A 26,051-nucleotide genomic window follows, 5' to 3' on the forward strand; every position below is an offset into this window, starting at 1 on the left:
AAAAATAATTATAAGCACCAAAGCCATGTAATAAGCATAAAGCAATGATAATAATTTGGCTGAGGTGAAGCAGGATGTTGTATGAAGTGGCAATTACTAATGGCCTTTTTAGGCTACCTGATTTTTATGATCTGGTTTGGCTGGTGGGTAAGTCGTAATAGCAAAACCGGTGACGACTTTTTACTAGGCGGACGAAATCTTCCTTTTATTTTAACCTTGGGTACAACCGTTGCGACTATGGTTGGCACGGGCTCCTCAATGGGGGCAGTTGGCTTTGCTTATAACAATGGCTGGGCGGGGATGATTTATGGGCTTGGTGGAGCATGCGGCATATTGCTGCTAGCAAAGCTATTTGCACCTGTCAGAAAGCATGAATTTATGACCATGAGCGAAGAGGTTTCTTTTTATGTTGGGGCTGATCCGCTTGTTAAAAATACTATCGCTATATTCATTTTTGTAGCCAGTATTGGCTGGCTTGGCGCTCATATTCTAGGCGGCGGAATGTATTTGGCTTGGTTAACGGGGTTATCACCACTGAGTGCTAAATTGTTCATTGCTCTTGGTTTTAGTATTTATGTGGTAATAGGTGGCTATGTTGCCGTTGTGTGGACAGACTCTATTCAAGCTCTAGTATTGTTTATAGGGTTTTTCTTGATGGCGGGTGTTGCGCTCTATCAAGCGGATGGTTTGATGATGATCAACGAAGCACAACCTGTACTGAATCAAAGCTTTTTATCACTCGATAAAATAGGTGTTGTACATGGTATTTCGTTGTTTTTTGCAGTCTTGGTTGGCGTACTCGTTGCACCGTCATTTCGCCAACGGATATATTCTGGCAAGCATGTTCGCAGTATTCGTCAGTCATTTTATTTATCTGGCGGTTTATATCTGCTGTTTGCAATTGTACCTGCCATAATAGGTATGGCTGCATACAAGCTCAACCCAACCCTTGAAAATAGTGCCTTTTCATTTCCTTATATGGCCTTTGAGCTTCTTCCTTTTGGCTTGGCGGCGTTGGTAATAATTGCTGGACTCTCAGCCACTATTTCAAGTGCCAGTTCCGATGCCATTGCGGCGGTAAGTGTATTGATTCGTGATATCTATATGCTGGTATTTAAACGGATGCCACATGCCAGTGAGGTCGTTTTGCTATCACGCATAGGTTTAGTGCTAACAATTGGCACGGCTTTACTTTTGGCGTTACTTACTAACGATGTCATTGGTTACATCACCAATATGATTGCGACATTGATGTCGGGGTTGTGTGTTTGTGTACTGCTTGGGCATTTTTGGCCCCGATTTAATTGGCAGGGCGCTATGACGGCATTATTAGTGTCATTTATTGTGTCAATGGCGGTAATTTTAACGCCAAGTTGGCAAGCTTATTGGAGTAACCCCATTATTCCAGCAACATCTGCATCAATGCTGCTTTGTATTATTGTGACCTTACTTACCCCAAAACAGCGCTGCAGTAGCGAACAAGCATTAGCAATTTTAAATAAGCAAAGAGAGGCGATGCATCATGATTAATGTGGCCTTTTTTGGCGAAGCAATGCAAGAGCTTGACGGTGATAACAGCATTCGATTTGGTGGCGATGTTTATAATACTGCGGTGTATTTTAAGCGCTTACAATTAAAAAATACGAAGGTAAACTTTGTAACGGCGCTGGGTAGTGATGAAGTAAGTGACGTTGCACGTTGCCTTTGGCAGAAGCAGGGCTTGTCGCTGGACTACTTGCAAATAGCAGCGAATAAAACCCTTGGTAGCTACGGTATAACAACCGATGCAAAAGGAGAGCGTAATTTTAGTTATGAACGTGATGACAGCGCTGCCAAGCAGTATTTTTATTTAGATACACAGCACAGGTTCGTTAATGCCTTGCGCGAAGGAAATATGAGTCATTGTTATTTCTCAGCGATTAGTATAGCTATTTTAGATACACCAAGCCGACAATTATTATTAGATGCATTGCATTCCTTTAAAACGGCAGGCGGCAAAGTGATTTTCGATAGTAATTATCGGTCTGTACTTTGGCAATCAGACGATGCTGCTGGGTACTTTAAAAAAGCATTCCAGCTTGCTGATTATTTGTTTGTTACCGATGATGATCATTATGGGGTGTTTGGTGAATGCACAGAGCAGCAGTTAGTCGCGTTTTATCAACAATGTTCATCTGACCTTGTTGTGATAAAGCAAGGACTGGCAGATACACTGGTGCTTGAGCATGGAACATTGCAACGCTTTCCTGTGACGCCTGTAACACAGGTTATAGATACAACATCAGCTGGAGATGCTTTTAGTGCTGGCTTTTTAGCTGCATTTTTACCGACGGGATCCATTACATACGCCGTAGAGATTGCTCAGCAATTGGCGAGTCAAGTTATCGTTGCTAAAGGGGCGATAGTCGCAACCAACATTCAATTAGAGCATAGTGAGGGTTAAACCATGTCATTTATTTTACGCGTTGTATTTTGTAGTCTTTGGATACTAAGTGTTGCGCATGCTAAATCATTACCTTTAATGCCGATGCCTGCAAATATCACAGAGCTTGAAGGCAAGTTTCAATTAGATCAAAAAAACTTAACTGTCTATTTAGCTGAGAAATACCGAGACCCTAGTGAAGGGTTATTTGAGCACGCTGCGTTTATTCAGCAGTTTGCAAAGGTCAATTGGGTAGAAAAAAATAAAGCACAGTTGGTTATCGACGTTGATAACTGGCTACCCGCAGTCCCTACTTTAGGTGTGGATGAAAGTTACCAGTTGAGTATTAGTTCGCAAGGTATTTTACTCAAGAGCGCGACTCAGTTTGGTATGCTCCGAGGATTTAGCACCTTGTCGCAGTTAGTGTTTTTAACAAAGCAGCCTTACTTACTGAGTGCGATCAAAATTGATGATACGCCAGCGTACCCGTGGCGAGGACTACTGTTTGATAGTGTTAGACATTTTTTACCAATTGCAGATGTAAAGCGTACCCTTAAAGGGCTTGCTTTAGCAAAAATGAATGTATTTCATTGGCACCTTACAGATGATCAGGGCTGGCGTATAGCGCTTAAAAGTTACCCCAAATTACATCAACACGCTTCGGATGGGCTTTATTACACACAGCAGCAGATTAAAGACGTGGTTAGCTATGCCGCACAGTTAGGTATTCGAGTGGTGCCGGAGTTTGATGTGCCAGGGCACGCGAGCAGTATTGTGCTTGCTTACCCTGAGCTCGGTAGTGGGACAACTCCTACGTCGATAGAGCGCCATTGGGGGGTATTTAGACCCTTATTAGACCCTAGTAATCCAAAAGTGTATACATTTGTAGAGGACGTTGTAAAAGAGCTAACGGAGCTATTTCCCGACGCTTATTTACATATCGGTGGTGACGAAGTGGATGCGCGTGACTGGCAAGAAAATAAAAAAATACAAGCGTTTATGGCTGAGCATGACTTACCAGATAGCCACGCATTACATGCTTATTTTAATCAACGTGTTGCTAAAATCTTAGCTAAATATAATCGCAAAATGATTGGTTGGGATGAAGTATTACATCCAACACTACCTAAGCAAACATTAGTGCAGTCTTGGCGTGGTCATCATTCTCTTGCTGCCATTCAAAAGGCAGGATTTGATGGTTTATTATCCAGTGGTTTTTACATCGATCAGCCACAATGGACAAATTACCATTATCGTAATCACCCTGAGCCTATAAAGCGTGACTCATTAACCGCAAGCAACATTTTAAGCAGCGCACAGTTCACTCTAACACGCCTTAAGGGCAGTGCTGTTACCGGCGACATAAGTGTATTTACAACTGCCAATTCAGAGCTTGCCGCTTTAGTTACGATAACAGGCAAAGGGGCGTTTATAACAAAAAATGTGAAACAACGAGCAGCAGGGTTCGAAGTATTAATTGATACATGGATGGGGCCTACGATGCTGGTTGTTGCGACTAACAAAGTGAGTAACTTACCAGCATTTGTTGGCAATACCCCGTATGACTTACAGACTAAACCTGATGAGAAACCCAGTATTCAAGTGCTTAATCAAACATTACACGATACGCAGCAGGTGAAAAAGTCAGGCGAAGTATTGGGCGGTGAGGCGACAATATGGGCGGAGCTAGTCACGACAGATACCATAGATACACGCCTTTGGCCACGCGTTTATGCTATTGCTGAGCGTTTTTGGTCACCCAAGAGTATGACCGATGAGCGAGATATGTATCGCCGTTTAGCGATTATGGATGAATTTGCTATACAACATGGTAGTAAACATAAGGCGCAATTTATTTCTCGTCTTGAAAACGTGTTAGCTGATAATGCCAATCAGGCTAATATCAATGCACTACTAACATTTAGCACGTTTATTGAGCCTGCACATTATTATACTTTGCACCATTTAGCCTATTTGAGAAATGAATATCACCATGATGCGCCACTTGATAAGCTTGTTGATGTACTCCCAGTTGAAAGTTTGCAGCTACGTGCGTTTAATTATCAAGTTGAAGACTTTCGACAGCAATGCGCCACAGAGCTAAAAGAAACGTTGCAGTCACAAGTCAGTCGTTGGAGAGAATTTATAACCGACCAGCAAAAGGTTATTGAATCAATCCCTGAGTGGCAGCAGGTTTACAAGCAAATAGAGGCATCTTTTAACACGAGTGATGTTCAACCTATTGCGAATAATAATGGCACTATTGCTCATGTTATCGCTTCATTGAATCATTACAAAGAAGCAAGCAACCATTGCGAAAGTATGAAAAAGAGTCACTTTTGATATTTATTCCCATGCTTTATTGCTAATCTAAGAGCACCGCTTTTTAATGTTAAGGTGTGTATGTTAGATAAAGTACTGCATGATTTTTTAGTTATTTGGGCCACAATTGACCCAATAGGCACGATGGCACTGTTTGCTGCTCTAACGGCAAAATTACCTGCTAAAAAGCGGCGCAAAACAGCCTTTAAAACGGTGGGATATGCAGCTATTGTACTTATAGGCGCCATAGTTATTGGTCAGTTACTATTGAGTGCAATGGGCATTAGCTTGTTATCATTTCAGGTTGCTGGTGGCATCATTTTATTTTTATTTGGCCTGCAAATGATATTTGCTGATGATTCTTCACAGGGGGATATTGAACCGCAACATGATATTTCCGTTTTTCCTTTAGCTATCCCAGCAACGGCTTCACCTGGAGCAATATTGGCAGTTATCTTAATAACGGATAACCATATATACACCATAAAAGAGCAAGTTATAACGGCTCTAAATATGCTAGGGGTGTTGTTAATAACACTTGTGTTGTTATTACTCAGTGGTCGCATTTTAAAATTAATAGGCACTGGCGGTGCGTCAATTCTAACACGTATTATGGGGTTGATTTTGGCCGCTTTGTCTGTTGAATTTGTAATGGAAGCATTGGGTGTAGCTAAGTGGATAGCAAGTAATTAAGCCCGCATAGCGGGCTTAATTTGCAAGCTGTAATATTATTCAGATACAGTGAATGAAACCTCTAAGTCGTCGCCAGAAGTGACTGTTACAGGTTTAACCTGATAAAGAGTGAAAGCCTCGTCTTGCGCTTCTGCATCATCAATATGTGCTGCACATGTGTATGCTAATTGATAATCACCAGGTTGTACGAATGCAAGCTCAAACTCAAATTGATTGTCATCACTATCGAATACCACATCAGCTGTTGCAAGCGGGGCATCAGCAGGGGTCTCATCTTCATTGACTTCGTAGTTATCCATTGGGACTTCTACGTCACTGCTGTATAGGTAAACAGCATGGCCAAACGAGCCATCTTCAAGAGCGATATCGATATTATCTGTTTCGCAGTTAGCGATTAATACGTCGCTTACTGTACCTTCAATATCTTCAGATTCAGCAAGGTTTTCTAAGCGTACGCCACGAGGTTTCAAGAAAATCTCGTCACTATTTTGTGGATCAACCAATGACTTTTTAAGATCAAATTCCATTACAAAATCGTTACCAGCTTGGTTAAGTGTAAAACCATCTAGCTGGATTTCGCCTACACCATCGTTGCCTTTGCGTTTTACAACCAGTGGCGCGATGCTGTCATCTTCATATACAACATGTGAAGTCATCGTTAGGTTATTGCTGTCACCATTGATTACATCAGCACGGATCCATTGATAGTCGCCAGCGGGTACTTCTTCATCATCAAGTAGTGAGAAAACATCATCGCCAGTGTAATCGAGTAAGTTAACCATCTCTGGTAGTGTGTCATCACTGTCTTCACGAGTCTCAAATGTAAACTCTTCACCGCCTTGGCTTCTCAGTGTGATTGAATCAAAGACAACGTTAACCGCTTTTAAACCTGTTACAGGCGCATCCGATACACCTAGTGTGAACTGAGCTGTTTGTGGTGTTGGATCTGGCGTGTCGTTATCGTCGCTATCTGAGCCACAACCTACAAGTGCAAATAAAATGGCGCTGCTTAATAAAGTTGTTTTGAAGTTCATGATTGATCCCTTTTTGTGTTCTAAATGTTGCATTAAGTGTAATGAATTAAACTTAATGCAACTTGAACTTCAGAAAAATAACTTTTTAGCTGAAAAGTGTGACCTAACCTAAGCCTTATAACGGCTAACGTTCTGCTCCAATTGCGTAGCTGTATCAGTAAGCTCGTGCATATAAGAGGTTGCTACATCAGTATCACTGGCCGTCTTATTTGCAATTTCAACAATAGTTGTCATGTTTTGGTTTATCGCTTCAGAGACCGATGTTTGCTCTTCAGCTGCGGTGGCTATCTGTGCATTTTGTGATGTAATCGTGTTAACCGAGTGCAACACTTCATTTAAAGCTTTTTCTACTTCACTTGCTTCAGAAACACTGGTTGCGCTACCACTCTTAATTGCCTGCATTATACTTGTAACCGTTGTTGTACCTTGCTGAACTTGTTCAATCATGCTTTCAATTTCATGGGTACTGTCTTGGGTGCGTTTTGCGAGCGTACGAACTTCATCAGCTACTACTGCAAAGCCACGACCAGCTTCGCCTGCGCGTGCTGATTCAATTGCTGCATTGAGTGCTAATAGATTTGTTTGCTCAGCAATATTTCTGATTACATCAAGCACACTGCCTATTTGACTTGATTGTTGATTGAGCTGGTCAACCGCATTCGCCCCTTCGTCGACTTGTTTAGCAAGCCCGTTGATCACTTTTATGGCAATAAGAAGCTGATTATTAGCTTGTTTTACCAGATGGTCGGCATGTTCAGCCGCGGTCGATGCTTCTTGTGCGCTCCGTGCAACTTCCATTGACGCCGCTGACATTTCGTTTATAGCGGTTGCAACTTGCTCACTTTCTTCATGTTGACGATTAATACCTGTATGCATATTAGCAAGTAGCTCATTGAGCTTGAGTGAGGCGTGATTCATTGATTGTGATGATTGGCGGATATCGATGACCATTTTGCCAACATCATCGGCAAAGCGATTGAATGAACTCCCAAGCTGGCCAAGCTCATCAGTTCTTTTTTCCATGAGTCGTCGAGTGAGGTCACCATCACCCTGAGATATATCATTCATGGCAAGTACAGTTGTATGTAACGGACTTGTGATACTGCGAGATACTACAACGGCAATTGCGGCTGTTACAGCAACAGCAAGAATAGAGGCGATAATGGTATTTACAAATGCATTATCAATCGCGTCATTAACTCTTGTTTCTGTGCTGGCAACTTGTTGCTCAAGGCCGCTTATCCAAAATCCGGTACCTAGCACCCAGTTCCATTTTGGGATGAGTGCGGCGTAGCCAAGTTTAGGACTAACAACACCTTGGGTATTTTTCCATGCATACTCGACAAAGCCACCCCCTTCTTTGGCTGATGAAATGAGCTCTCGAATTAAATAAACCCCATTGGGATCTTTAAAGTCATATAAGTTTTTGCCTTCTAATGATGCGTTTACACCATGGGCAACGCTGACACCTTGCAGATCATACACAAACACATACCCAGTATCGCCTGCGTCATCAAAGCGTAAGTTTCTAAGAATATCTTTAGCCTGAGCTTGTAATTGTTGAGTATTTGTACCGTTATCCTGCGCTACTAAGTGAGAGATAGAGCTCATGGCAATTTTTTGGTAATTACTCACTTCTGCTTTGCGATCATTTTTCATTTGTGAAGCAAAGCTTTCCACTGTTTGAGCACCACTATTTTTTGACTGCACATAGTTATAAATAGTGAGCATAATCGCAATGAGTAAAGGTGGAAGAAGGGCAAGAAGCAGTACCCTTTGCTGAATTGATAGCGCCATTAATTTCTCCTTATATAATTCTTACTACTAGTGTAGTGGGTTTATAAAATTTTATAAGTCGACTTTATGGCTATATTCACCTGAATTGGCTAAATTAAACGACCTGTTTGTAAAAATACACAGTCGCATCAAACTCCCCTGTTGAACTTTTAGCAAACCCAGGAATTGTGCCTGCTTCTATGTAGCTTAGTTTTCGATATAGATGTGATGCAGTATCGCCAAGTCGTGTGTCTAGAACAAGCAAAGCTAGACCTAACACCTGTGCATCTGTTTCAAGGCTATTCATAAGTTTTTTTGCAATTCCTTTGCCTTGGTAATCACTATGTACCATCAGCTTTTCAACCTCACCTCGATGGCTGCCATTCGCCTTAGCGCATAAAGAAAGTTGCACAGAGCCAATTACATCTTCACCATCGAAAGCAAGGTATAAACGACGATAGGGAGTGGCTAAATCGGCATCGACTGCTTGCCAATAGTCATGTGCCGACTGTAATGATAACGGGGCTATAAAGCCAATTGATGCGCCATTGGTGACGCTATCAATCAGCAATGCGTTAAGTGATTTAGACACACCTTTAATAGAATGTACTGCTTTAATTTTCATTATTTATTCTTGTTGGAATGGATAAACAGAGCCTAAGTTAAGTAAGCTGGTTAGCTCATCAAGTGCCTGATAGCTTTCGGTTAAAAGCAATGGATCGGCAAAGTCGTCACTACTTAAAGAGTCACGGTAATGCTTATTTGCCCAACTTACTAATTGGTTATATTTTTCTTCACTGAATCTTACTCCCGGATTGACTGCTGCCAATTCATCAGTATTGAGTGCAACACGTAGGCGCAAACAAGCAGGGCCACCGCCATTTTGCATACTTTGGCGCAAGTCAAAAAAGCGCACTTGTTGAACTGGGTTATTTGCCACAATCATTTCTTGAATGTAATCGTGAACGGCTTGATTGCGCTCACACTCTTTAGGTGCAACCAGCATCATGCTGTTATCACTTAAGGTAATTAACTGGCTATTAAATAAATAGCTACCTACGGCATCTGTAATGCTTACTTTATTGGTCGGCACTTCAATAATATGCAGCGGCTTGTTACCAAGGTAGGCCTGTTTAATTTGTTTTAGCGTTTCAGCCTGATTCAAAAAGGCTTGTTCATGGCATAAAAGTACATTGCCATTGGCTACTGCAATCACGTCGTTATGAAACACGCCTTGGTCTATCACATCAGAGTTTTGTTGAATAAATAACTGATTTTCAGGCTTTAGTTGATGTAAGCGGGCAATGGCTTGTGATGCTTCAAGTGACTGTCTTGCAGGAAATTTAACGGGTTTTGGTAGGGCGCTATTAAAGCTACTGGCCCCATACACAAAAATCTCAAGCCCTGTATCTGCATGGCTGTCGCATAATCGATTATGGTTTGCAGCACCTTCATCACCAAAAAAGCCCTGATCAGGCAAGTGTGTGTGATGGCTAAAGTAACGCTCATCGTTAAACATGGCTTTTAACAACGCGGATGTTGTTACTGGCTCTAACGAACGATGAAACTTATTATTTAAGTTTGCAGCCGTAAAATGCACTTTGCCATCAAGGGTATCGACTGAAGGCGAGATAGTGCCAGCATTGGCTGTCCACATGGCCGATGCACTGTAACAAGCGCGTAGCAAAACTGGGTCGGCTTTAAATGCTTTTTCAATAATTTGGCTATCAGTGCCTGTAAAACCTAAGCGTTTTAGCACGTTAATGTCGGGGCGAGCATGAGGTGCAAAAATACCTTGTTCTAGCCCTAATTCGTGCATCGCCTTCATTTTTTCAAGGCCTTGTAGCACTGCCTCTTTTGGGTTTGAATGCGAAGAGGCGTGACTTAGCGAAGCAACATTGCCATACGATAATCCCGCGTAATTATGGGTAGGCCCCACTAAGCCATCAAAGTTTACTTCTACTGCGTGCATACTTAATCCGTCATTGTTGTGCGTGTATTTTAACCATACAGAAGTTATTTAGCTGAAGCTAGCTAACTCCATTTCTACATTACGTAGGTTTTGCTTAAGACGCTTCTGAGTGGCAATTAAATATGCCTTTTGCTTGTTTAGCTTGGTCTGTTGCTGCCTTACTGCTTTGTAAATAGCTCTTTTAGGGATGTCGTATTGTTCTGCTGCCTCGGTGATTGTAAGTTGATGTACAGAAACCTTTTGTAATGCTTCGATAAAAGTCGGATCATTATTTAACATAGCGACGCTCCAAATCAGCAACATTATGCGGATCGTGAGCCTCATGAATATGCCATGTGCTGATGTCTAATCGCCAAAGTAGATAAAGAGTGTGAAAGAAGTGAGTCACGTTAGTCTCCTTGTTAGTGCCTGTTCATACTCACTATTGGAAGATCTGTGCCAAACTGTTTTATGATTTAAATTTGTTTTAAATCAATATGTTGTGATTTTTGTTGTTATAAGTAATTTTTCCAAGCACTAAAATAGGGAAATAAGTTTTATTCTGTGCACTTTAATGATGCGTGTATGAAAGACCTATCCTGTTATCGTTAATGAATGAGAATAAAACGCGATGTGAAATCGCTGCTACATACTCGCGCCTCCTAGGAATGACTTTAGTCATGAATTATTAACTACCACACAAAGGTAAAACCCCTGGACGTAGGCGTGAAACTTGTTTCGCGCGCCAAGCAAGCGTGACGCCTAGAGGTCGTCCTGGGTGCGGTAGGGAAGAAACGAGGGCAAAACGCGATGTGAAATCGCCGCTAGATGCTTGCGCCACCTACATGCTTGTTACTCAAACCCTTCTAATACAAGCTTTCCACGAGCCTTGTGAGACTCTAATATCCCATGGGCTTTAATAAGGTTTGCTACGTTTATCTTACCTAAATGCTCACCCAATGTTGTTTTGATTGTACCGTTATCCACTAAGGTCGCGAGCTCTGAAAGAAGCTGATGCTGGGCAATCATATCATCGGTTTGGAACATTGAGCGGGTATACATAAACTCCCAATGCAGGGAAATACTTTTACGCTTTAACTTTAAAATATCAAAGCTTGCAGGGTCGTCGATCAGTGCCAATTTACCTTGTGGCTTGATCACTTCCATAATGCTATCAAGGTGTTGGTCGGTGTGCGTTAAGCTCACTACGTAATCAAATTCATTCAGGTCGGCTGCAAGGCGTTGCTGATTAAGGTTTTTGCTATGATCAAGCACATGATCAACGCCTAAATCTTTAAGCCAGTTGGCGCTTTCTTCTCGTGCGGCGGTACCAACAACGGTTAAATTGGTAAGCTGTTTGGCAAGTTGCACTAAAATTGAGCCCACGCCACCGGCGGCACCTATCACTAATACTGAAGCTGGCTTATTATTCTTACACTTTTCAATCTGTAAGCGGTCAAACAGTAACTCCCACGCTGTAATACTGGTTAATGGCAGGGCGGCTGCTTCACTATTACTAAGGCTTGTTGGTGCAAGACCGACAATGCGCTCATCAACAAGTTGCAGCTCAGCATTGCTACCTTGGCGCGTTAAGTCGCCAGCATAAAACACACGGTCACCGACATTAAATAACGAAACTTTGTCGCCAACAGCTTTAACCGTCCCCACGGCATCCCAGCCAATAACCTTGTAGCCACAATCTGGTGACACGTTAGCGCGAATTTTAGTATCAACAGGGTTTACTGAAATTGCTTCTACGGCTACAAGAATGTCGTGACCTGTGGCAACAGGATCAGGTAATTCAATCGCTTGTAATGAAGAGTCTGATAACGTTGGGGTTGCTGTAGTGTATCCAAATGCTTTCATGATGGTGTCCGTATTGATGAGTTTTGAACACTATAGCGCATCTAGTTTTATTAAAAAGCGGTGTAATCCAAATTCACTTTCAAATAATTTTTGTTAATTAAGGTCACTATTTACTAAATCGAGTAACTCAATCAGTTGCAACGCTTGTGGTTCGCTCACGCTTGGGAAGCGACAACGAATTTGCGACGGTATATCGGCAGCTTGATCTTGCATCGCCTTGCCTTTGGCTTCGAGCTGCACGAGTCGTTTGCGTTTATCTTGGCTATCTTTGGTGATCGATAACAATGCTTTATCGCTCATTTTTTTCAAAATTTGCGTCATCGCACCGCCATCAATAGCGGTTTTTTCAAGTAATTCAGCAATGCTGATCTGATCTTTTTCCCACAGCGCCATCATTACTACGTACTGCGGGTAGGTCAAATCTAATTGATTGAGAGAATCTCGATACGCACGGGCAATCCCATTCGATGCCATATATAAGCGGTGGCATAGCTGGTTATCTAATTTTAGTTGTGGGTATTTCATACTCGATCCTCAAAATTCAATACGAGTATTTTAATTTGCATGCAAAGTATTTGCAATCCCGGAAAAGCTGATCTAATATATTTTGCATACAAAATATATTTTCACTCAATTAGGAGAGTAATCATGAAAGAACTACAAAGCATCGCATACACAGCTAAAGCAACAGCAACAGGTGGCCGTGAAGGCATAGCAAAATCAGATGATGGTCGTTTAGATGTGGCACTATCAACACCAAAAGGGCTAGGTGGTGATGATGGTCAAGGTACTAACCCTGAGCAGTTATTTGCAGCAGGTTACGCAGCGTGTTTTATCGGCGCATTAAAATTAGTGGCTGGCCAAGCAAAAATTAAATTACCAGCAGATACTCACATTAACTCTGAAGTATCAATTGGTCCTATCGAAGGTGGTTTTGGTATTGCTGTTAAGCTTGCGGTATCAGTGGGTGATCTTGATAAAGACACCGCTCTTACACTTGTTAATAAAGCGCACGAAGTATGCCCATACTCAAACGCAACGCGTGGTAACATTGCTGTAGAATTATCAGTGATCTAATTGCTATTTATCAAAATAGGCCGTGCTTTATGCACGGCTTTTTTGTTTTTCAGCAATCGATTTTGCTAAATCACCTGAACCAGTAAGCGCTGATACTAGGCCTTCACGTGGTTTACTAAATTCTATTGGCTTAATCTTACTTGCTCTTGTTTCATCGAATACGGGTATTTGGCTCATCGCGTACTCAGACAATGCGGTAATGGTTAATGATGGGTTTACCCCTAAATTACCTGGTATGATTGAGCCGTCGATAACACGTAGGTTTTGATACCCAAAGACTTCACCAGAGCTATCAACGACGCCGTTAGAAGCATCAGTACCCATGGCAACTCCACTCATTATATGCGCCGTCATCGGGACACCAAAGAGCACTTCAGTTAAGGCTGAACCTGGTACACCACCGAGTTTTTCGGCGTAAAGTTTGGTTGCTTCTTCTGCTTTTGGAAAGCTAACGCTAAGCGGCGTGTCATTTTCTTTTTGCACGGCAGTAATGCCATTTTTAAATAAGCGATACCATTTACGTCGCCATTCAAGGTGAATAAACGCCTCTGATTTTTGCATCACTAAAAATACAATTGAGCTGCGGGCTTTGCCTTTTGAGCGTAATACTTTGGCCGTTTTTATTGGATGGCGAAGTGTATTAACTAAAAACTTAGTAATACGCTTGAGGCCTTTTCCCGTGACCATGGGAACGTAAGGTAAATAAAGCCACGTGCCATCAGCACCTTCTCGAAACCGACAAATTTCGATGTTGGTGTCTTTATCGGCCGAAATAAATGAGCTGATCGCAACACCGTCATCAACTTTTTTAGTGGTGTTGTTCACTGTGGTAAGTGTTTCAGAATTAGTGCGAATTTGCTGACCAAGCCATGGCGAAATGTTGGGTAGTGTTTTATCTTTATCGCGCATTTTTAAAAGCAAAGGAACAGTGCCCATCACCCCAGCACTTAGCACAACGCCTCGTGTTGTTAGCGTATAAATATGGCTATTGCGATGGCTGGTATCTTTAATCTTAATTTTGTATCCGGCGCTGCCATCTGCATTGAGCGGGGTGATTTTTATTACTTCAGAGCTAGCTCTTATCTCTACGCCATTGCGCTCGGCAAAGTAAAGATAGTTTTTCATGAGGGTATTTTTGGCATTATGGCGACAACCTGTCATACAGCTACCACAGTAATGACAGGTATTTCGCCTTGGACCATCGCCATTAAAGTAAGGGTCTGGTAGCTCTTTGTTATAGGCTTCGCCAGGTTTTGCAAAAAGCACCCCAGTGTTCACGGTTTTGAATGAGTCACCTTGACCCATCTGCTCAGCAATATCTTTAAGCGTGTCATCCGCAACATTAGTGTAGGTATTTTTGGCGCTGCCTAACATTCGCTGTGCAAGACCATAGTAGGGCATTAGGCTTTCTTTCCAGTCTGGCTTTATCCGCGTCCACGCTGGAGATTGAAAGACCTCATCATCAGGAATAAGGTGCACATTAGCATAAATTTGTGAGCCACCGCCGACACCTACGCCATGCAGCACAGTCACTTTGCTGGTAAGTGAAAGTTGAATGCAGCCTCTTAGACCAATTTCAGGCTGCCACATATAGTTTTTTATATCTAGGTTGGTCTTTGGAAACGCTTTATCTTCGCGGCGCAGGCCTTTTTCGAGTACTAAAACTCGGTTACCTTTCTCGTTTAGACGTAGCGCACTGACAGAACCGCCAAATCCAGAGCCTATGATAATTTGATCAAAATCAAATGTGTGTTGCTGCATTATTGTCACCTGTAGGTGTTTATTATTATGAGCTTATTTAAAAAGATTTCTGGATAAAGATAGAACGTAATTTGAAAAAGTTAAATAACCATCTAAATACAGCTGATTAATTGTTATAAGGAGTGTTGGCAGCCAACATAGCAAAGCAGTTACAGTTAATTCGTTTAGATGGGGTTATGAGCCTTAAATTCACACTTTTTTTCTATTCGTCTCTCTGTTGTCATGCAAATGGTCTAAACTATTAGCAAACCAACAATAAAAATGGGAAAAATCAATGCGGCAGTTAGCATTAGCAAAGAAATTATTATGGCTTACCGTTGGCAGTATTTTTATTACTGTGTTTGTTCTATCGAGTGTTTTATGGTGGCAGTTATCAAGCAGTAACCAACAGCTATCTGCGCAATCTGAAAAGCTGATTGTTGCTGAGGTTGAAGATAAACTTGCCTCTAATGCAGCAGCCTATGGTGAGCAAGTTGCTGGGTTTATTAATGAAGCGTATCGTGTGCCATACTCTTATGCTGCGATGTTGGGTGATGAAAAAGCCGCGAGTACGCTAACGCGTGAAGCTGTTGTGGAGTTAAACCGCTCATTGCTTGAAAAAAACACCTTACTGTCGTCTATTTATACTCAATTTGAGCGCAATGGGTTTGATAACCGCGATGCAAATTTTATCAGCGGTTATGATCACTCAGTTGCAGGGGCGGGGACGCTTGAAATTTATTTTACCCGTAATCGTGATGGTACTATTGAACAGCAAGTTGTTGAAGATGTTAAAGAAAAATACGTAGACACACTCAATGAATTTGGTCAACGAGAAGCTGAATGGTACCTGTGTGTGAAAGACACGAAAGTCCCTTGCATTATGGAGCCGTATCTTTATGAAATTTCGCCTGGGTATTCAGAAATGATGACCTCTCTGACAGTTCCAATTCTTAGAGGTGAAAAGTTTATAGGCGTTGCAGGTGTTGATTTAACCCTTCCTGTTTTCCAAAAAATGACAGAAAAGTTGTCAAAAGAGCTTTATAGCGGCAAAGCCCGGGTTACTTTATTAAGCTCGCTTGATTTAGTCGTTGGCAGTAGTCATTACAAAGATAAACTTGGCAGACCTCTTAAAGAAGCGGTGCCAAAAAATATGCTTGAAAACTACAATAAGTTAAAAAAGCAAAGTGGTATTTTTAAGGTGGGCGCAGAGTATTTAGTTAATTATCCAATCACCATTAAGCTTGCAAACACACAGTGGAATTTATTAATAGAGGTGCCGGCAGAGCTTGCTCTTGAAGGTCCGCAAGCTCTTGCTAATACGATGAGTGAAAATGCAAATACGTTAGGCGGTTTAATACTGGTTACAGGACTAATCATTGCTGGTGCCGCATTTTTGATTATGCTGCTAGTAATACGAACGATTGTTGCACCATTGCAACAAATTCAGCAACGGGTCGATAATCTTGCCAGTGCTGAAGGTGACTTAACGCAGACTTTGCATGTTGAGACCCACGAAGAGCTTATTGCTTTGGCTACAGGTTTTAATGCGTTTCTTGCCAAACTACGAACACTGATTAGCGAGCTAAAAAACGTATCAACTCAAACAAAGCAACAGGCAGAGCTTGCCACCAGTGTTGCCGTTGATACCAAACACAATGTTCAAGCTCAGTTCCAAGAAATTGAGAGCGTAGTAACTGCAATGAATGAGATGAGTGCGACTGCACTGGAAGTAGCGAGAGCTTCAGAGCAGTCAGCTCAACAAGCTGATGAAATTAACGGGTTAGTGGTCAGCAGTGAGTCAAGCTTATCGTCTGCGGTGACACAAGTTAAAACAATGTCGAGCGAGATAAAAGAAGCTAATCAAGCCGTTGAGAAAGTAGCGGCGCGAAGTAACGATATTACACAAATTCTAGACGTGATCAGAACAATTGCAGAGCAAACTAACTTGCTTGCGCTTAATGCAGCAATTGAAGCGGCAAGGGCAGGGGAGCAAGGCCGTGGTTTTGCTGTGGTTGCCGATGAAGTGAGGGCGCTTGCGTCTAAAACACGCGCTTCAACGGATGATATCAGTGGTCTTATCGACAGCTTGCAGCTTGAAGTGGGCAATGCCTCTAAAGTTATTGAGCAAGGGGTTGTGAGAGCTCAAACTGCGGTGGATGAAACCTCGGTCGCTTTTGATGCGCTGCATGAAGTTGTGGTAAAAGTTGATGAAATTACACAACAAATTACCCATATAGCAACGGCAGCAGAAGAGCAAAGCTCAGTTACGGAAGAGATAAATCGTAATCTTACCTTAATTTCAGATGCCGCATCGCAATTAGCCGAGCTATCAACACAAGCTGGAGATGGTAGTCAAACGCTTAATGCACTCGTTGCACAGCAAGATGATGAATTGAATAAGTTGAAAACCAAATAGGTGTTAAATTAGGTATTAAATGCAGGCGTGAAACTTGTCTTACGCCTGCATGTAGCAGCGGTTTTATACCGCGTCATAAGTGAACAACAACAAGATGCAATGAGTGAAATATGGGACAAACGCGATGTGAAATCGCTGCTAGATGTTCGTATCTTGCACCCCATTTCTCGACTGTTATCTATCTTGTTTGCTATTCATACAATTTATTAGACTAATAGTTAATATGCTTAAAAAGTAAGCAGTTACTTATTGTTTGCCTGCCTTTTTATAAACTAGATATTAAAAAGTTTTTTGATTTCATGAGTTTAACTTTTCTTTCTTGATGTTCTATATTTTAAAACTGCCTTTTTTACAAATTCATACCCTACCTTTTGCTTAATCGTGTTTTGTACCTCGCTGCTTTACCCTAAATGCAGAATAAAGACTCACACAATTTTCAAGATTAAGTAGTAGGAGAAGTCATGAATAAGACGCAGCATCAAGCATCAACTGCGCCTGCTGAGCTAGACCAGCAAAGCTATAAAGCACTCCACAAACCTAGCAGCGAATTTTCAAGCCGCGATGAATACCTCGAGAATGAACTGCAAATCATGCAACCTAAGCGTTGGCGACCAAACTTACCCTTTCGGGATTATCGTTTTGAGTTAGAAGATTCAATCCCCGCGATGGCAGGCACGATTGGTAAAGTGGTGATGGTGGGTGCAATTGCTGCCACATTTGCAGCCCCGCTTGGCCTTGGCGAAGCATTTATTTTAGAAAATGTTCGTTATGAGCTATTAATTGTTTCTATATTTATCTTATTGTTTTCAGGATTCTTTTTACCTACAGCAAACTTGGCTGGTACGCATGGGCCGCTGATCCCTTTAATACCTATAGTGGTTGCTGCGGGTGGTCATCCTATGGCGTTTGGATTACTGATCGGGGCATTTGGTTTATTGCTCGCACTCAGTAAAGGAGGCAGTTTACTGGCGGGCTTAACAAGCCGTGGTGTGTGTGGGGGATTACTGCTTTACCTTGGCTTTATCGGTACAATTTCACAGGTTAAAAAGCTGTTTGCATGGGCTGAGGGCATCGATATGACTCACATTGCCTTTATTGTGATCTTATCGACTATTGTTTTGTATGCACTGCTTGAGCATTACAAAAAGCGTTGGTTAGCCGTACCGTTAAGTTGTTTGTTGGGTGGTTTAATCGCCTTTTTACTGGGCGCGCCGTTTGAGTTTAAAACAGCTCCTGGATTGCCTAATATGAACCCGATGTATTGGTGGGGTGAAAACACCGGCTGGATGCTTGGCTTACCAACACTTGAGAGCTTTGTAGTGGTATTGCCATTCGCGGTGCTTGCGGTTGCGATGTGGTCTCCTGACTTTTTGGGGCATCAAGTGTTTCAAAAAATTAGTTACCCTGAGCGCACTGAAAAGGTTCAAATGAACATAGATGATACAATGTTTAGCGCCTCAATTCGTCAGACCTTTGGTTCGTTGTTAGGTGGTTCAAACTTTACCTCGTCATGGGGAACTTACATTGTGCCAGCAGCCATCGCGAAGCGACCGATACCAGCCGGTGCGGTGTTGACGGCTTTATTTTGTATCATTGCAGGTATTTGGGGCTACCCAATGGATTTAGCCATTTGGCAACCGGTATTATGTGTGGCACTGATTGTCGGGGTGTTTATTCCATTACTTGAAGCAGGTATGGAAATGACGCGAGAAGGCAAAACTACCCAGTCAGCAGCAATTGTGGTGTTTTCTTCTGCCTTAGTGAATCCTGCGTTTGGTTGGTCACTGACTATGTTATTAGATAACTTGGGTTTGATTGGCTGTAAAGAACGTAGCTCTGAGTTAACCCCAATGAGCCGTTGGATTATTCCACTGGTGATGTTCGTTATTTTAACTGGTGTGATGGCTATTGTGGGTATGCTACCTGGTATTCCAGCGTTAATGGCTGACTTTAGACATTAATTTTTAAGGGCAAGCTGAGTGTCTTGCCCTAACTTGCTTAGTTAAAAATCTTTAATTAGTTTAAACATCATCTCTACTAGCTCATTGCTTATAGTGTTTGATTGGGACCTATGCATGTAGCTTCTTAGACCTGTAAATTGGATTTGAAACAAACGCGCATATTCTAGCGGTGCATGGTTAGTTGCTAGTTCATTTTGTTTTTGTGCAGTGTCAAAAATATCTGTTAGGTAACATTCAAACTGTTGCAGTAGATCATTCGTTAAGTTTTTCAGTAGTGGCTGTGAGTAGTCAAATTCAGCATTCGCTTTAATTAACATACATATTTCACAACCGGGTTCTGAATCTTCCAATACAGCTTGAACAAAAGAGTGCAACCCTTCAAGTATGCTAGCACTACTTGATAAGTGTGTGGCGAGTAATGTCTTAAGTTGTTCAGCGTAGTTTTTAAGCGCTTCACTATATAGACCTTCTTTTGAGCCAAAGGCGGCATAAATACTCCCAGGGCGCATATCAACGGTCGTTTGTAAATCCCGCGTTGAGGTGGCCGAAAAGCCTTTTTGCCAAAATAGAATCCCCGCCTTTTTTATTACCTTTTCTCGGTCGAACTTAACTTTATTTACCATTTTTAACACCAATTTGAGCACTTGTTCAATTTTAACTTGAGCGAGTGCTCAAAAACAACTAGGCTATGCATCCATCACTTAAAAAAGACTTAGGAGAACACATGTCAAACTTTACGTTACATACTAAAGATACGGCTCCAGAAGCGGCAAAATCACTTCTAGATAATTCAGTGTCTGCGTTTGGGATGATCCCTAACTTGCATGCTGTAATGGCTGAAGCACCAACATTACTTGAGGGATATCAAGTGTTGCATGAGCTATTCCAAAAAACATCATTCACGGCTGAGGAACTAACGGTTGTATGGCAGACGATTAATGTAGAACATGATTGTCACTATTGTGTGCCAGCACATAGTGCAATAGCGGCAAGTATGAAAGTTGATCAAGCAATTGTGGATGCGCTTGTTAATAAAACCCCTTTAGCGAGTGCTAAGCTCGAGATCCTTCGTGGTACTACATTAGCGATGACGCGGAATCGAGGGGTTATTGATAAACAGCAACTAGACGCTTTTTTTGATGCAGGTTATTCGAATCAGCAGTTATTAGAAATTGTATTAGGCTTATCGCAAAAAGTGATGAGTAACTATACTAATCATCTTGCTAACACTGAGATTGATGAACCTTTTAAAAAGTTTGCAAAATAGCGTTTACTGAGCACGGTTTAGGTTTACTCGCTTAGACCGTGCTCAAACTGAGTGATTATTTAAACTTCACCTCTTTATTACTTCGGGTATAGATACGCTTTTCAGGTTTTGTCCATTGCCCTTTCTTTAAGTATGACGTTGAAACAATAAAGCTGTTATCTTTATACTCACTGGTCGATTTTACTTTCGTGATACCTTCTTGACTGCCAGTCACATTCTCGTAAGCAACAAATTGAGTAGGACTGAGGACGTTCATCGTTCCTTTTGTGTAAAACCCTGCGGTCGTGAAATAATAAAATACCAGAGACTGCTTGTTATTATCCCAAAAAATCATCGACTCGCCGCCATATTCACCTTCATTTATTGAATGAATGGTTTTTATTGCCATGCCGTTGAGTGCGCGTTGCCAAGTACTTACATCCTGAACAGCTGGCTTACCTTGTGCAACATCAAAGTCAGCTTGCCATGTGCCTAAATAAGGTTTAAAAACTTGCAAATGTTCTGATAGCTGCGGCTCTGCCGACAATACCGAAAAAGTACACAAGCACATTGATAGTAAAAGCGATTTTAGATGTGCCATAATAATGCCTCGTTTAGTTATAATTTTGTCTAGTATAGGTGATAATTCTTTGATTAAGAAAGCTCTAACATTTTTTGCTGTTTGTTTTTTACTATTTTTATGGGTTGCATCTTGGCAGCTAAATCTATCTTACTTGATTGCTGGTATTTACTCGGTAGTAAGTCTGATAACCTTTTTGGTGTATGGCTGGGATAAACGTTTAGCAGCTGAACATGGTGAGAATGTGATTAGAGTCCCTGAACGTACCTTACATATTTTAGGTGTTTTCGGCGGTTGGCCAGGCTCATTAGTTGCTCAGCAATGGTTAAGGCATAAATCTAAAAAGCGCCGTTTTATCTTTGTGCTTTGGCTTACAATTATTGCAAATGGATGTGCTTTATCATTGTTGTGTTATTTGCAATATATGTAGTGGAGCATAAAAAAGGAAAGCTAAGCTTTCCTTTGTGGTTGTTAAAAAGTAACGATACGTTATTGTGCTGATTCAGTTGCTGGGACGCTATCAAGCTCAACAGTTAATACAGTCTTTTTATTTACTTCGACCCATTTACGATAAGTTAAGAAGCCAGGTTTGCTTACCTCAATATCATATTTACCTTCATCAAGCTCAATACCGTCTTGGTAAACAGGCTTAATATTCATAATACGCACACGCGCATCGTCAGGTGTTGTGATAACAGTTAAAGAGGTTGCTGTCTCTTCTGCTACAATGGCTGTCGCCGCTGGCTCTACTACAGGCTCGGGTTTAGGAGCAACTTCGGTAGAGGTTGTCGAACAACCTGTTAAAAATAACATGACACATAACGTACTTAACTTTTTCATAACTACTCCATATTCTGTTGTATTGACGTTGACTGCATAGACTAAAATTAAATGTAACAACAAGGAAAACCAGCACGTGAGATGTGCAAATTGAGTCTTCCTTGACGTTTGGCTAATTTATAAATAGCACTAAATTGTATTTTCTAAACTTTTTCTTATTACTTCACTTCGTTCGACTAATTTTTCCGCGGTTCTATACATTTTGCGCTTCATTAGTTGACTTGCCATAGAAATATACTTGCTCGCAATTTCATCTTTAATTAATAAAATAGGCTCAAATGTGTCTGGGAAAATCTCAGCTTGTTTAGAAAATGCTTCATCGAACTCCATTAGCTCTTTATAGTCTTCTATTTCAGCTAAACGAGTTTTGAAGCCTTCTAGTTTTTCATGATAAAAAATAAGCGCATCTTCAGAAGGGTAACTTGCTGATTGACCGTTGCTTACTTTATTGTTGTAGCTAATAAGTGCAGTCATTGCTGACTCTTTCTTCCTAAGTGCAATCAGCAGAGGTTGAAGATTGTCAGCATTTTTAAATGCGAGCTCACCAACATTTAACAGTGTTTTTTGCATTGCGAAGTCATCGTTTTCAATCGCATCCATTACCGCTAATTTATAAACATTCTCGTACTCTTCGCTTGGCTTATACTGGTAACTTTGGTCAATAATTGAAAGCTGCTTCATCAAGTTTTCAATACTGTTTTCGCCACCTTCATCATATCTAGCTTGGGCAAGCAGCACATCTAAGCGGTAGCTTAAATCTGAGATAATAGACTGTCTTTCTGTTAGTAGGCTATCAAGCTTGCTAGCTAATAATTGTGAATCTGGGTAATACACCCGTGCCTCATTATAAATGTCTATCGCTTTGTCATAGTCTTTTGTATTAAGTGACGTGCGAGCTAAGTTGTCGACTCGTTGCTCAAACCTACCAACTATTTTGTGTTGATGAACTTTTAAAAGACCTTCTTTTAAAACATTATATTGTGGAGGTATTTCATCTAATCGTTGAGGCAACTCATCGCCGCCCCAAGTCATCCATGCTTCTAGCTGTTCAACTTTAGCAACTGAGTTCTTGAAATTAGCATCCAATGTTGTTTGCTGCTCTTGAACCGAGTTGATGTAGAAAAAGCTACCCGCAATAATAATGAAATAACATGCAACATGCGCAAGTAAAGGAACTCTGCTGTTAGTTAGCTCATTATTAAGTTCAGTTAAAGCTTCAGCTCTTTTAGCTTCATCAAGCTGTAAGCATCTTTTTAATTTTGACCAGAGAAAGACTGAGCAGTTGCTTGGTTTTTTAACCGTGGTGTCTTTGCTAACCGTGTTAGCGGCTTTTCTGTTATAAGGATGTTTGCTGGTTAAAAGTTCGTACGCAATACAGCCCAAAGAGAAAATATCGTCTTTCTTGGTAGCTTCTTTACCATTTAGCTGTGCAGGACTTGCATAGGTCGGGGTATAACCAGTACTGGTTGGTTTGTCATCATTTAGGCTAGGTGCTGCATATAGATCTTCATGGCTATGTGTTTTTGCAATACCAAAATCTAAAATTTTTAGATTGCCTTGAGAATCAAACATGACGTTAGACGGTTTAAGATCATTGTGAATGATCCCTTTTGCATGTGCGTATGACAATGCATCAATAAGCTGTTTTAGAATAGGTTTGGCACGCTTTTGAGTGAGGCCATTAGGTTTATTTCTTTTTATAAGCTGTTCTAATGTTTCACCTTCAACCCACTCCATAACAACAAAGTGATGCGATTCATCTGAAGATGCAGAGAATACTTTTACAATATTTGGATGAGATAAAGAACGAGTTTTGACTGTTTCATCTTTTAGAAGCGAAATGGCTTCCTCAGAATCACACAGCTCCTCATGTAAAACTTTAATTGCTACAAAGTTATCTTGATGGGTGCTTGTTTCTAGGTGAATGTCGCGGGCACGATATATGTGGCCCATACCGCCTTCGCCTATTAACTCTTCAATTAGGTATCGCTGGGCTAACTTCTTACCAATAAGATGAAGTTTATTTGAATTGTGGCTTTTGCCTTTAGTTTCAATTGAAGCAATGCGTGTTTTATCGTTATCGGTCGTCATTTAAATTCCTTTTTTGAAATCAACATTCCTGTTTGATTGGTGTGTATTTTACAAAAAACAAAATAATAAGCAATCATTCAGCTAGTATAAATAAACAAGGAACTATGTTGTTTAACTATTTTTGAGTTATTTTTATTAGATAGAACGCCTATTGTTTAGTTTTATGAAATAATTAAATTGGTTTTTTGTATATTAGACAGCGTTGACTTTGGTTAACGAAGTATTTTATTCTATTAGAATGTTTAGATTTATGGGACTAACAATCAAATGGAAGTGGTTTTAAATGTTACCAGCTATCATAGACTTTCACCTGAGATTGAGGCTACAAAAACAGTAGAACAGGAATTAACTTTTGGCCGCTCTGATCAATGTGATTGGCATTTACCTGACCCTGAAAAGGTCATCTCTGGTCAACACGGTAAAGTTGTCAAAGAAGCAGATGGCTTCTACGTTTATGATTACTCTACGAATGGTTTATTTATTAACTATTCTGTTTCACCGCTGGGTAAGGAAAATAAACATTTGCTATCGGATGGTGATGTACTATCCATTGGTGATTTTCAAATTGAAGCTAAGTTGTCTAATCAGCTTCAAAAGCAAAGCTCACATCAATCTGCTGCTGCTTTTAGTCAGCCCAGTCCGTCAGTAGAGAACTATAACCAGAATAATGACATGGCGAATTCTTCGCTAAGCAATGAATTTGCTGGTGGCATGGACGAAGCGATGATAGCGCCTTCTTTCCAGCAACCGCAAGCACCTATTTCAGAGCCAGTTAACAGTAGCTCATTAAGCCAACCAATCCCTGAAGACTGGGATGAAATAGCGTTTATGGGTTCAAGTAACGAAGTAGTAAGTGAAAGTAGCCAACATTTGGCTAGTCCACCTGTTGCTGAACCGCCTGTGCAAGTTCAACAAAAGCCAGCTCAGCATAGCGCTACTCAACCTGCTAAAGCACCTAAACCGGTTACGGGCAATGGTGATTCGCCTTTAGTTGCTGCTTTTTTAGAAGGCTTGGGAGTGAATGATGAACTTGCGAATGAATTAAACGATGAACGTGTTTGGGCACAAATGGGCGAGAGCTTGAGACATTTTTTAGTCGGCTCTATGGATTTAATTCGCCAACGTTCTTTACTAAAAAATCAACTCAAGTTGAACCACACGACATTTCAGGTTGAACAAAATAACCCTTTGAAGTTCTCTGCCACGCTTGATGATGCTATTCAAAACTTATTTATTCGTAAAAGTTCAAGCTACTTACAGGCAAATAAAGCGGTTCAAGAGAGTTTTATCGACACCAAAGCCCATGAAAAAGGGCTGTTAGCAGGTGCCACCGGCGCGCTTTCTGGTGCATTAGAGCAATTATCTCCTGATGGCATCAAGCAGCAAGTGCGTAACAAAGAGAGTATTTTAAATTACTTACCAACTTATTCTGACTCATCGAGTTGGGATATATATCAAAAATTACACGCTGAAATTATTGAAGATGTTGAAACAAAAGGTGTATTAGCATTATCTGAAGAATTTTTGCGAGCGTACAATAATCACAGTAAAGCGTGATATAAGGGAATAAAAGCATGTTAAAGTCCAAACTTACTTTTGCTGGAGCTCTATTAGTTTTTTTAGTTGGCTGCTCAACGGTTAATAAATTTGTGCCACCGTCAACTGATCTAAATATTAATGTTGCCGCTGACGTTAACCCTGATATTTCAGGACGTCCTTCTCCTGTAGTTTTAAAAGTGTTTGAACTTAGTTCGCGAACTATTTTTGATACGCAAGACTTTTTCAGTCTTTACGATACACCAGAAGAAATTTTAGGACCAGATCTCCTAAAGAAAGATGAGTTAGAGTTACAGCCAGGATCTAAGCTTGAGTATAAAATGAGCTTAAATAGGAACACGCGATTCATTGGCGTTGTGTTGGCGTATAGAGATATTGAAAAAGCACGCTGGCGTTCAGTTATTGAAGTAGATCCAACAGGTTACGACGATATCGATGTGAATGTAGAGTCGCTAGCGACTTACATGAGATGATTA

24 protein-coding genes are annotated in these 26,051 nt (G+C 41.0%); 12 read left to right on the forward strand and 12 right to left on the reverse strand.

Annotated elements, in window-relative coordinates; translation table 11 throughout:
* Nucleotides 1–81: 81 nt before the first annotated feature.
* From L3V41_RS05355 to L3V41_RS05370, 4 genes are read left to right on the forward strand one after another with little or no spacing between them, the layout of a single operon-like run.
* Entirely contained in the window at nucleotides 82–1,530 is a 1,449-nt protein-coding gene (locus L3V41_RS05355) for a sodium:solute symporter family protein (RefSeq protein ID WP_237115442.1), read from the forward strand.
* Nucleotides 1,523–2,443: a sugar kinase gene (locus tag L3V41_RS05360; RefSeq protein ID WP_062567685.1), complete on the forward strand. Its 921-nt coding sequence runs from the start codon at nucleotides 1,523–1,525 to the stop codon at nucleotides 2,441–2,443. Before L3V41_RS05355 ends, L3V41_RS05360 begins: the two co-directional genes overlap by 8 nt.
* A gap of 3 nt (nucleotides 2,444–2,446) precedes the next feature.
* A complete protein-coding gene (locus L3V41_RS05365) occupies nucleotides 2,447–4,765 on the forward strand; it encodes a family 20 glycosylhydrolase (protein WP_237127286.1) in 2,319 nt (772 codons plus the stop codon).
* Nucleotides 4,766–4,825: 60 nt separating this feature from the next.
* A complete protein-coding gene (locus L3V41_RS05370) occupies nucleotides 4,826–5,437 on the forward strand; it encodes a MarC family protein (RefSeq protein WP_062567683.1) in 612 nt (203 codons plus the stop codon).
* A gap of 35 nt (nucleotides 5,438–5,472) precedes the next feature.
* Here L3V41_RS05370 and L3V41_RS05375 read toward each other — a convergent pair whose 3' ends face one another.
* The 7 genes from L3V41_RS05375 to L3V41_RS05405 all read right to left on the reverse strand — a co-directional run bounded on the left by L3V41_RS05375 (nucleotide 5,473) and on the right by L3V41_RS05405 (nucleotide 12,589).
* Nucleotides 5,473–6,471, reverse strand: a complete 999-nt coding sequence (locus L3V41_RS05375; protein WP_062567682.1) for a DUF4382 domain-containing protein — start codon at nucleotides 6,469–6,471, stop codon at nucleotides 5,473–5,475.
* A gap of 108 nt (nucleotides 6,472–6,579) precedes the next feature.
* Nucleotides 6,580–8,268 (reverse strand): methyl-accepting chemotaxis protein, encoded by a 1,689-nt coding sequence (locus L3V41_RS05380; protein ID WP_062567681.1) that lies wholly within the window; start codon nucleotides 8,266–8,268, stop codon nucleotides 6,580–6,582.
* Between the two features lie 94 nt (nucleotides 8,269–8,362).
* Nucleotides 8,363–8,872, reverse strand: coding sequence for a GNAT family N-acetyltransferase (locus L3V41_RS05385; protein WP_237127287.1), 510 nt, complete (start codon nucleotides 8,870–8,872; stop codon nucleotides 8,363–8,365).
* Between the two features lie 3 nt (nucleotides 8,873–8,875).
* Nucleotides 8,876–10,219, reverse strand: coding sequence for an N-succinylarginine dihydrolase (gene astB / locus L3V41_RS05390; RefSeq protein WP_237127288.1), 1,344 nt, complete (start codon nucleotides 10,217–10,219; stop codon nucleotides 8,876–8,878).
* Between the two features lie 48 nt (nucleotides 10,220–10,267).
* A complete protein-coding gene (locus tag L3V41_RS05395) occupies nucleotides 10,268–10,498 on the reverse strand; it encodes a helix-turn-helix domain-containing protein (RefSeq protein WP_062567678.1) in 231 nt (76 codons plus the stop codon).
* 552 nt (nucleotides 10,499–11,050) lie between these two features.
* Nucleotides 11,051–12,064: a zinc-binding alcohol dehydrogenase family protein gene (locus tag L3V41_RS05400; protein ID WP_237115439.1), complete on the reverse strand. Its 1,014-nt coding sequence runs from the start codon at nucleotides 12,062–12,064 to the stop codon at nucleotides 11,051–11,053.
* A 93-nt stretch (nucleotides 12,065–12,157) separates the two neighbouring features.
* Nucleotides 12,158–12,589 carry a MarR family transcriptional regulator gene (locus L3V41_RS05405; protein WP_062567676.1) on the reverse strand — a complete coding sequence of 144 codons (432 nt, stop codon included), beginning with the start codon at nucleotides 12,587–12,589 and terminating at the stop codon, nucleotides 12,158–12,160.
* A 123-nt stretch (nucleotides 12,590–12,712) separates the two neighbouring features.
* Between L3V41_RS05405 and L3V41_RS05410 the strand changes: the two genes are divergently transcribed.
* Nucleotides 12,713–13,141, forward strand: coding sequence for an organic hydroperoxide resistance protein (locus L3V41_RS05410; RefSeq protein WP_237127289.1), 429 nt, complete (start codon nucleotides 12,713–12,715; stop codon nucleotides 13,139–13,141).
* Between the two features lie 27 nt (nucleotides 13,142–13,168).
* Here L3V41_RS05410 and L3V41_RS05415 read toward each other — a convergent pair whose 3' ends face one another.
* Nucleotides 13,169–14,902: a GMC family oxidoreductase gene (locus L3V41_RS05415; RefSeq protein ID WP_237127290.1), complete on the reverse strand. Its 1,734-nt coding sequence runs from the start codon at nucleotides 14,900–14,902 to the stop codon at nucleotides 13,169–13,171.
* Nucleotides 14,903–15,176: 274 nt separating this feature from the next.
* Between L3V41_RS05415 and L3V41_RS05420 the strand changes: the two genes are divergently transcribed.
* From L3V41_RS05420 to L3V41_RS05430, 3 genes are all read left to right on the forward strand, one after another.
* Nucleotides 15,177–17,300 (forward strand): methyl-accepting chemotaxis protein, encoded by a 2,124-nt coding sequence (locus tag L3V41_RS05420; RefSeq protein ID WP_237127291.1) that lies wholly within the window; start codon nucleotides 15,177–15,179, stop codon nucleotides 17,298–17,300.
* A gap of 27 nt (nucleotides 17,301–17,327) precedes the next feature.
* Complete coding sequence (locus L3V41_RS05425) at nucleotides 17,328–17,510, forward strand: hypothetical protein (protein WP_237115435.1); 183 nt, start codon at nucleotides 17,328–17,330, stop codon at nucleotides 17,508–17,510.
* Nucleotides 17,511–17,761: 251 nt separating this feature from the next.
* Complete coding sequence (locus tag L3V41_RS05430; protein ID WP_130151820.1) at nucleotides 17,762–19,261, forward strand: DUF3360 family protein; 1,500 nt, start codon at nucleotides 17,762–17,764, stop codon at nucleotides 19,259–19,261.
* 41 nt (nucleotides 19,262–19,302) lie between these two features.
* Here the strand turns inward: L3V41_RS05430 and L3V41_RS05435 are convergent, their stop codons facing one another.
* On the reverse strand, nucleotides 19,303–19,884 hold the full coding sequence (locus L3V41_RS05435) for a TetR/AcrR family transcriptional regulator (RefSeq protein WP_237115434.1): 582 nt from the start codon (nucleotides 19,882–19,884) through the stop codon (nucleotides 19,303–19,305).
* Between the two features lie 101 nt (nucleotides 19,885–19,985).
* Between L3V41_RS05435 and L3V41_RS05440 the strand changes: the two genes are divergently transcribed.
* Nucleotides 19,986–20,528, forward strand: coding sequence for a carboxymuconolactone decarboxylase family protein (locus L3V41_RS05440; protein WP_237115433.1), 543 nt, complete (start codon nucleotides 19,986–19,988; stop codon nucleotides 20,526–20,528).
* A gap of 55 nt (nucleotides 20,529–20,583) precedes the next feature.
* Here L3V41_RS05440 and L3V41_RS05445 read toward each other — a convergent pair whose 3' ends face one another.
* On the reverse strand, nucleotides 20,584–21,108 hold the full coding sequence (locus L3V41_RS05445) for a hypothetical protein (protein WP_062567669.1): 525 nt from the start codon (nucleotides 21,106–21,108) through the stop codon (nucleotides 20,584–20,586).
* Between the two features lie 49 nt (nucleotides 21,109–21,157).
* Here L3V41_RS05445 and L3V41_RS05450 point away from each other — a divergent pair, with 49 nt between their 5' ends.
* Complete coding sequence (locus tag L3V41_RS05450; protein WP_237115432.1) at nucleotides 21,158–21,517, forward strand: DUF1294 domain-containing protein; 360 nt, start codon at nucleotides 21,158–21,160, stop codon at nucleotides 21,515–21,517.
* Nucleotides 21,518–21,576: 59 nt separating this feature from the next.
* Here L3V41_RS05450 and L3V41_RS05455 read toward each other — a convergent pair whose 3' ends face one another.
* Together L3V41_RS05455 and L3V41_RS05460 are read right to left on the reverse strand one after the other, a co-directional pair.
* Nucleotides 21,577–21,927 carry a PEGA domain-containing protein gene (locus tag L3V41_RS05455; RefSeq protein WP_237115431.1) on the reverse strand — a complete coding sequence of 117 codons (351 nt, stop codon included), beginning with the start codon at nucleotides 21,925–21,927 and terminating at the stop codon, nucleotides 21,577–21,579.
* 129 nt (nucleotides 21,928–22,056) lie between these two features.
* Complete coding sequence (locus tag L3V41_RS05460; protein ID WP_237127292.1) at nucleotides 22,057–24,018, reverse strand: serine/threonine-protein kinase; 1,962 nt, start codon at nucleotides 24,016–24,018, stop codon at nucleotides 22,057–22,059.
* Nucleotides 24,019–24,285: 267 nt separating this feature from the next.
* On the opposite strand from L3V41_RS05460, the gene tagH reads away from it, so the two are divergent.
* Together tagH and tssJ are read left to right on the forward strand one after the other, a co-directional pair.
* A complete protein-coding gene (gene tagH, locus L3V41_RS05465; protein ID WP_237115430.1) occupies nucleotides 24,286–25,575 on the forward strand; it encodes a type VI secretion system-associated FHA domain protein TagH in 1,290 nt (429 codons plus the stop codon).
* Nucleotides 25,576–25,592: 17 nt separating this feature from the next.
* On the forward strand, nucleotides 25,593–26,048 hold the full coding sequence (gene tssJ / locus L3V41_RS05470) for a type VI secretion system lipoprotein TssJ (RefSeq protein ID WP_062567665.1): 456 nt from the start codon (nucleotides 25,593–25,595) through the stop codon (nucleotides 26,046–26,048).
* The last annotated feature ends 3 nt before the right edge of the window (nucleotides 26,049–26,051 follow it).

Source organism: Pseudoalteromonas sp. L21 (assembly GCF_021728035.1).
GTDB classification, from domain to species: domain Bacteria; phylum Pseudomonadota; class Gammaproteobacteria; order Enterobacterales; family Alteromonadaceae; genus Pseudoalteromonas; species Pseudoalteromonas arabiensis.

Excerpts from the sequence above, each read along its gene's own strand:
- L3V41_RS05355 (WP_237115442.1), top strand. The coding sequence starts at position 82 with ATGAAGTGGCAATTACTAATGGCCTTTTTAGGCTACCTGATTTTTATG.
- L3V41_RS05360 (WP_062567685.1), top strand. The coding sequence starts at position 1,523 with ATGATTAATGTGGCCTTTTTTGGCGAAGCAATGCAAGAGCTTGACGGT.
- L3V41_RS05365 (WP_237127286.1), top strand. The coding sequence starts at position 2,447 with ATGTCATTTATTTTACGCGTTGTATTTTGTAGTCTTTGGATACTAAGT.
- L3V41_RS05370 (WP_062567683.1), top strand. The coding sequence starts at position 4,826 with ATGTTAGATAAAGTACTGCATGATTTTTTAGTTATTTGGGCCACAATT.
- L3V41_RS05375 (WP_062567682.1), bottom strand. The coding sequence starts at position 6,471 with ATGAACTTCAAAACAACTTTATTAAGCAGCGCCATTTTATTTGCACTT.
- L3V41_RS05380 (WP_062567681.1), bottom strand. The coding sequence starts at position 8,268 with ATGGCGCTATCAATTCAGCAAAGGGTACTGCTTCTTGCCCTTCTTCCA.
- L3V41_RS05385 (WP_237127287.1), bottom strand. The coding sequence starts at position 8,872 with ATGAAAATTAAAGCAGTACATTCTATTAAAGGTGTGTCTAAATCACTT.
- astB (WP_237127288.1), bottom strand. The coding sequence starts at position 10,219 with ATGCACGCAGTAGAAGTAAACTTTGATGGCTTAGTGGGGCCTACCCAT.
- L3V41_RS05395 (WP_062567678.1), bottom strand. The coding sequence starts at position 10,498 with ATGTTAAATAATGATCCGACTTTTATCGAAGCATTACAAAAGGTTTCT.
- L3V41_RS05400 (WP_237115439.1), bottom strand. The coding sequence starts at position 12,064 with ATGAAAGCATTTGGATACACTACAGCAACCCCAACGTTATCAGACTCT.
- L3V41_RS05405 (WP_062567676.1), bottom strand. The coding sequence starts at position 12,589 with ATGAAATACCCACAACTAAAATTAGATAACCAGCTATGCCACCGCTTA.
- L3V41_RS05410 (WP_237127289.1), top strand. The coding sequence starts at position 12,713 with ATGAAAGAACTACAAAGCATCGCATACACAGCTAAAGCAACAGCAACA.
- L3V41_RS05415 (WP_237127290.1), bottom strand. The coding sequence starts at position 14,902 with ATGCAGCAACACACATTTGATTTTGATCAAATTATCATAGGCTCTGGA.
- L3V41_RS05420 (WP_237127291.1), top strand. The coding sequence starts at position 15,177 with ATGCGGCAGTTAGCATTAGCAAAGAAATTATTATGGCTTACCGTTGGC.
- L3V41_RS05430 (WP_130151820.1), top strand. The coding sequence starts at position 17,762 with ATGAATAAGACGCAGCATCAAGCATCAACTGCGCCTGCTGAGCTAGAC.
- L3V41_RS05435 (WP_237115434.1), bottom strand. The coding sequence starts at position 19,884 with ATGGTAAATAAAGTTAAGTTCGACCGAGAAAAGGTAATAAAAAAGGCG.
- L3V41_RS05440 (WP_237115433.1), top strand. The coding sequence starts at position 19,986 with ATGTCAAACTTTACGTTACATACTAAAGATACGGCTCCAGAAGCGGCA.
- L3V41_RS05445 (WP_062567669.1), bottom strand. The coding sequence starts at position 21,108 with ATGGCACATCTAAAATCGCTTTTACTATCAATGTGCTTGTGTACTTTT.
- L3V41_RS05455 (WP_237115431.1), bottom strand. The coding sequence starts at position 21,927 with ATGAAAAAGTTAAGTACGTTATGTGTCATGTTATTTTTAACAGGTTGT.
- L3V41_RS05460 (WP_237127292.1), bottom strand. The coding sequence starts at position 24,018 with ATGACGACCGATAACGATAAAACACGCATTGCTTCAATTGAAACTAAA.
- tagH (WP_237115430.1), top strand. The coding sequence starts at position 24,286 with ATGGAAGTGGTTTTAAATGTTACCAGCTATCATAGACTTTCACCTGAG.
- tssJ (WP_062567665.1), top strand. The coding sequence starts at position 25,593 with ATGTTAAAGTCCAAACTTACTTTTGCTGGAGCTCTATTAGTTTTTTTA.